Below are 6,141 nucleotides of genomic sequence, written 5' to 3' on the forward strand. Positions count from 1 at the left end.
TCACGGCGCGGCGCCGGATGCGCCGCTGTTCCAGCCGCTACGCGTGACCGGTGCCGCGATCACGGCTGATGGCGTGTATAAGTGCGTGCTTGGCTATGCCGCGCAGGTCAAGATAAAAGTGGAGGGTTTTGGGGTGCACAGCCTGCGCGCAACGGCCGCGACCAATGCGCTCGACCATGAGGCCGACATCGCCAAGGTGCAGGAATGGTTGGGGCACGCGAACATTGCGACCATCCGCATCTATGACCGGCGCAAGAGCCGGCTGGAAGACTCGCCGAAGTTCAAGGTAGCGTACTAGCGCTGTCTCAGCTTGAACATATAAGTGCGATGAGCGTGCGCGCGTGAACGCGCGTGGGGGCCGAGCAAAGCCCTGGCCGTCTCCTACTCGACGGCAATATTAAAACCCGAGCTCGCCACCTTTTGGTTAATCGGCTTAGGTCACCTTAGCCAGGCTTTTCTCTGGACCGTTGTATTAGCTGGCAGTCAGCATCTGCCGAAGGCGATCAAGCTATCGGATTACGATACTGTTTCACCGTCCAGCTTAAGCACTTGCCTTCTCGTGAGAATCGCAAGCGTATAAACGAGCCCGTATCTTGACGGCACTCTTGATTGTTCGACTCGCCGAACAGCGGCTGTCAAAGGAAAGCCCGCCCAGATTGGGGCGAGCCATGGATCTTTATCCGCAAGGGCGGGTGCTAGAGGCGCTCATCACTGTCCAGCTTCTTGAGCGGTTTCCAGAACGATCGTGTTCATTATCCTGTCAGTCTCACTGAGTACTTTGAGAATGCGCTGGTAGTGTTTGATTTCGTCGAATGAAAGCGTTTGACCCTTGTGGTCTTTCAGCCACTTTCTCGCTGGCTGGTAGCTTCCAATACACGTTTTCCAGGCCGATACCGGTACGTTGTCGAAATACTGTTCTGAATTTATCCAAACCCGCCCGTCCTTATATTCGACATCTTCGACTTTCGCTTCGCCGGTGCCACGTAGCGGGAAACTCACGTTCCCGACCGCAAGTGGCTCCATCAAATGTAGGCGGCGTAATTCAGACCCTTTGTTAGAAACGTCCCAGAACAGGTCCGGCGTCTCCGGCCAAGGGATTCGGGGGTAGCCCGTCCTCAGGAACTGGGAATATTCATTCCGATAGTCGGGGCAATACAAAACGCCGTAGACATAATCGAGCACGTGAAGCTCGGTTGGCTCCCCCCGTTCTGGGTGATTCGCCAGTTTCTTCAGCTTCGCGAAAATCTTTAGGTCAAAGTTGATTTGACGCGCCTGATGAAGGTCCTTCTGTCCTGAATAAAGGTATAGCGGGAAGTTCATTGCATTGGAGCCTGTCGTCGCCGACAGGAAGATTGCTTCAGATATGTTTTTGGTTACGAATGCATGTCCATATGTGTGGTCCTTCACCGCCTTGGTTACCAGTAGGCCGACGTTCTCGCCGAGCAAATAGTGCTGCATCACGTCGCTACGCGGCCTACAATGAAACCCCCGCGATACACCTGTGTAGTACGTCCAAGCAATATCGAATGGTCGATACGAAATCCGTACGATCTTGTTGTCGGGCAGGGACGCGCTCAGGTCAGCCTGCGCGGAAGCGACTGTCCAGTCTTCTACATCAGCTTTTAGCCCGTATTTCTTTCGAGCTTGTTCCGGGGCAAGCGAAGCGAAATCTTGCACGCGCTCCAACAGCTTTTCCTTATCTATATCGATTGTCAGAGAGTCGCGCGCGGTCACGATGCCGTTGCTATTAACGGGCATCAGCTCGTCGAGCCTGAAGCCCTGATCATACGTTTCCTGCTTGTCATAGTCTCGCGGCGTCAGAACGTACTGAGGTGCGACCAGAACCAACTCGTTCCAATCGAGCGTCCCCAATGTTCCTTCCGATAATTGGCTATATTTGCTTGCCCGTGCGCCCCAGAGGTCTGCGTGGAACACCTTGGCTAGAGGTTTTTTCGCCAAATCCTCCTTTGTTGCTTTCTCGGTTCTAATGCCGATTAGGATAGCCACCCCCTGCTGGATGTCGAAAACGTTCACATCAGCGAGTCCGTTAGGTGCGACCTCCTTTCGCTTCGTATTGCCGTGAAGGTCGAGAATATATAGCTTGTCGAATGTCTTTAGTAGATGCCAACGCATCCCTCGAAACGTCGGATTATCTAGGTAACCGTGATTAGTGATGAATCCCAGTACGCCTTGCCCGTTGCGCTCGATCAAGTACTCGGAAAGCCGAATGAACTTGACATAGTCGTCATTTAGCCACTTCGGGTTCCGTTCCTTCAGCTTCGCTTTTCCACCGGGCTCCTTCTTATACACGTCCAACAGGCCGGTGATCCAAGGCCCTTTGTTGGTACTGTTGCCTGCGTATGGCGGATTGCCGATAACGCACATGATCGGCATGTCTCGCTTGATAGCGTTCGCTTGCTTAACCTCGTTCGACAGCCATTGGGCAAACGGAAGTGTCTGATTTGCTGGCTCGCCTTCTTCCAGAGAGTTGGTCAAATAAACCGAAAGGCGCGGCGGTGATCCCGTTGGCTTGTATCCCAACTCGGTCAACATCATGTCCAGTTTCATGTGGCACATCGCGTACGATGCCATCAGTAGTTCGAACCCATGAAGGCGGGGGATCAAATTACTCTCGATGTATGGTGACCACATGCTTTCAGCGACTTCCTTTACCTTAGGCGCGATCTGCTTAATCACTTCGGCGAGGAACGTTCCCGTGCCCGTCGCCGGATCGAGGATTTGTACGCGATGCACGTCCTTTTTTATGCTGAGGCGCTTGCCTTTCTTGTCGACCTGACCAGTTTCCCAGTCGATGCTGATCTGCGATGTATCGGCTAGTCCCTCGGCTAGCCCGAACTCTGTTTGAAGCACATCGTCTATGGCGCGCACAATGAATTGCACGATGGGCTCTGGCGTGTACCAAACGCCGCGTGCCTTCCGCTTTTTTGGGTTGTAGGCAGCAAGAAACGTCTCATAGAAGTGGAGGAATGGATCACTCTGGCCGGTCAGTTTTCCGAAACTGCCCATGACTTTCTGCACATTTGCTGCCCGAAACACTGCTGCAAGGTCGTCGATAATCCAAGCAATCCGGTCGTCGAGGTCTTCTCCGGCCAGATAGCTGAATAGGCTGCGAAGGAATGGGTTTGACTTTGGAAGGAGCTTCAAAGCCTCCTGTCGATCGAAAGTGTCTGGCGTCGTGTCATGTAGCCGCGCGGCGAACATGCCGTATGCAATGGTTTCCGCGTAGATGTCGGCAAAGTCTTCGACTGTAATGTCGTGTATCAGGTGTTCTTTGAAAGCGTCATACTGGTCGGACAACTCCGTCTGGTGGTGCGCATCCGCTTTCAAGGCTCTTTGGAGTACGTCTTTGATGAGCATCGCCTTGCCCGCCATCATCTCCGCGAGTTGACGGGGAGCGGAGATCGTCTGAGGGCGCTGCTTCAGAAACTCGCGAAGAAGGCTCTCGAGTCGCTCGAACTGATCGGGATTCGGCTGGATGCCCAAAAGATAGTCAGCGATCGTTACCGACGCGACAAGTTCACCGTCTCGGTAGAAATCCCAGTCGAGACAGTTTGTGTAAACCAGATTGGGCAATGCCTTGCGATAGCGCTCCTGCTGCTTCTTATTTGCATCCTTCATTGCCCGCAGACCGACGCCGATGTCTTTCGCCTCCAAGTGACCGATAGCGATATCAGCACGCTGAATAATGAAATCGGGCGCTCCGCAAGCTATCCGTTTCGGTTCATTAAGAGCGGTGACCTTGTCGTCCAGTTCGACAAACAATGCTTCGATGGCAGATCGATATGAATGCTCTGTAGCGGCACCTGTTTTATAGACGGCGCTTACTTTTTTAACAAAGTCGCTGATTATTTTCACGTAGGTCTCTTACTGTGGTGGAGTTTTGCTTGATCGACTACGCGGCAGCATCGTTGCGTTAGACGATCCAACTCTTGCTATTCGATGAAAACCGAACATTTGCCCAATTCCAGTGTGCGGCACTGCATATGAAAGCTTGGGGTTGTAAATCCGGGGGGGTGACGCTCTGTAACATGCTTGATGGCTCGCTGGCAACTTCGGCGATCTTCTCGATCATCGGCCATTCTTGGCATCTTGTCATAAAAGTTGGGCTACCGAGGCGTCATACCCGCTCATTTGCGTGGAAGAGCGTGCTGACTCACTCGTGGTTGTTGGCCGATGGTTTCGCTCATCCGCTCCACCGTCTGAAGAGGCCTGTATTTTCATCATGCTTTATCTGGCCGTGCTGTATGCGCCGTCATTTACGACACCTGAGGCCGGTGATCCGGCCTATCCGGTGCTGGCGAGGCCTGCTGAAAGCGGGTCGAGCTGGACAGCGACAGCCAGCGCCCAGCGGGTCCATACGTCGCGGTCACCGTCAAAGGCTTGACCTTCAACGGCATGCGGCGACGTGATGACTTCCTCTACATACGCCCGGATCTGCTGCGCTTGCTGCCAGGCTGCTACCTGTACAAAAAGCCGGCTGACTCGATCCGCCTCTGCCTGGGCGATCCGTTCGCGCTCGCGCCGCTCGGCGTCTTCGCGTTGTTTGCGCATGGCCTCGAGCGCCTCCTCGTAGGAAGACAGGGCCCATTCATAGCTTTGTTGCCGTGACTTCCGGTACTGCCGCTCGCCGGTCAAGACGATCGCGATGGCGATCTCCCGTATCTTTGCTTCGAGTTTTCCCGCGTCATCATCGCTCCAAAACAGCACCTCATCCGCCTCATTGTGCTTCCATCGGCTCACTTTGGTTTCAATCGCAAGCGGCTCAGCGGGTCGACCCGGCGTCTTGGACGGATGCCGTCGCGGCCGCAGCTTCGCGGTCGTATCAACCGTAAAGCGCACCCATTGGTTGCCCACGTGCGCGCTGGTCTCCCGGGCGTCATTGCCGCAAATGGAGGGTTGTGCATCCATCTGAAACAGTAACCCGAACAGATTGCTGAGCAGCAGCAGTCGGCGTTGCTCCACGCGGCTTTCAAAACGGGGGGCGTCGTAGGTCAAGCGTGGGGAGCGCTCGCGTGCCGTTCTACGTTCCTGGTCTTCACTCAGCAGTCGGGCGATTGCAGGATACGGAGCGGCGTCAAGCGAGCGGGTAGGGCGCCAGCCTTCGGGCACCATCTTTTCGACGCGCGCAGTGATCTGGTCTTCGGTTTCTTCATAAGCTGGGGGCTCAGGCGCTGTCGCTGCTTTGGACTCAGCAGGGCGGTAGTCGGGGTATCGGCCCCCGCCGACGGTGACCTGATCACTTGCACCGGGCGCGCGAAGCGGCAAGGGCGTTTTGATCACGACCTGACCCGCATATAACTTGGTCCAATAGCCACGCGGTGGCAGCGGAATATTGCTTAAGCGACAGGACTTGGCGAGCCGGACGTCGGACACTTGCAGGGTTTTAGCGAGCGCGCTGATCGGTTCGGCCCATACCCGATCGTAAAGTTGACGACGTGTAAAGAGATAACCTGTACCCATATCCGCGCTCCGCATTGCAGTATGAAACCCTGCAATTTACACGCGGATGCGCTCGATTTCATCGAGGCTGATGTCATTGCGGCGTCGGTCGTAGAGCTGGGTCGTCCGGGTCGACGCGTGATTGGCCATCGCCGCTGCGTTTTCGAGCGTGCCGCCGTTTTTCAGATAGGCGGTGATGCCGGTCGCCCGAAACGTGTGGTTGCCGATCTTGGTGTCGATGCCGACCGCGAGCGCGCGACGGCGCACCATCGCGTAGGCATTCGCCTGCGGCAGCGGCGTGTCGCTGAGCTGCCCGGTGCCGCGCCGAATCGTGCGAAACAGCGGACTCTTGGCGTTATCGCCAATGCTGGTGCCGTCCAGGTAGGCGTGCAAGTACGCTTCGAGCGTGTGATGACACGGCATCTCATGGTGCTTGCCGCCCTTTTCACGGAGGCGCACCCATAACCGTTTGTTCTGCACGTAAACGTCTTCCACGCGCATCGCAACAGCCGCCCCGATTCGCGCGAACGAAAACACCATCAACGCAATCAACGCCCGGTCCCTAAGGCCAATGGGTGTGCTGACATCGATGCTATCAAGCAGCTGCCGGGCTTCCGTTGCATCGAGCACCGGCGTCTTGCCCTTGCGGGTCGTGTGGCTCGGCCCCCGCACGGAGGCGGA

General features: G+C 55.8%; 4 protein-coding genes. 1 reads left to right on the forward strand and 3 read right to left on the reverse strand.

Features of this window, described 5'->3' with window-relative positions; translation table 11 throughout:
* On the forward strand, positions 1-298 hold a 298-nt coding region (locus ACRXB1_RS27925; RefSeq protein WP_449493866.1), incomplete at its 5' end, for a tyrosine-type recombinase/integrase.
* 410 nt (positions 299-708) lie between these two features.
* On the opposite strand, the gene ACRXB1_RS27930 is transcribed toward ACRXB1_RS27925, so the two are convergent.
* From ACRXB1_RS27930 to ACRXB1_RS27940, 3 genes are all read right to left on the reverse strand, one after another.
* Complete coding sequence (locus ACRXB1_RS27930) at positions 709-3,876, reverse strand: type ISP restriction/modification enzyme (RefSeq protein ID WP_449493867.1); 3,168 nt, start codon at positions 3,874-3,876, stop codon at positions 709-711.
* Between the two features lie 429 nt (positions 3,877-4,305).
* Entirely contained in the window at positions 4,306-5,481 is a 1,176-nt protein-coding gene (locus ACRXB1_RS27935; protein ID WP_449493868.1) for a hypothetical protein, read from the reverse strand.
* A gap of 36 nt (positions 5,482-5,517) precedes the next feature.
* Positions 5,518-6,141: tyrosine-type recombinase/integrase (locus ACRXB1_RS27940; RefSeq protein WP_449493869.1), on the reverse strand; the 624-nt coding region annotated here is incomplete at its 5' end.

This window comes from Caballeronia sp. M23-90 (genome assembly GCF_053574605.1).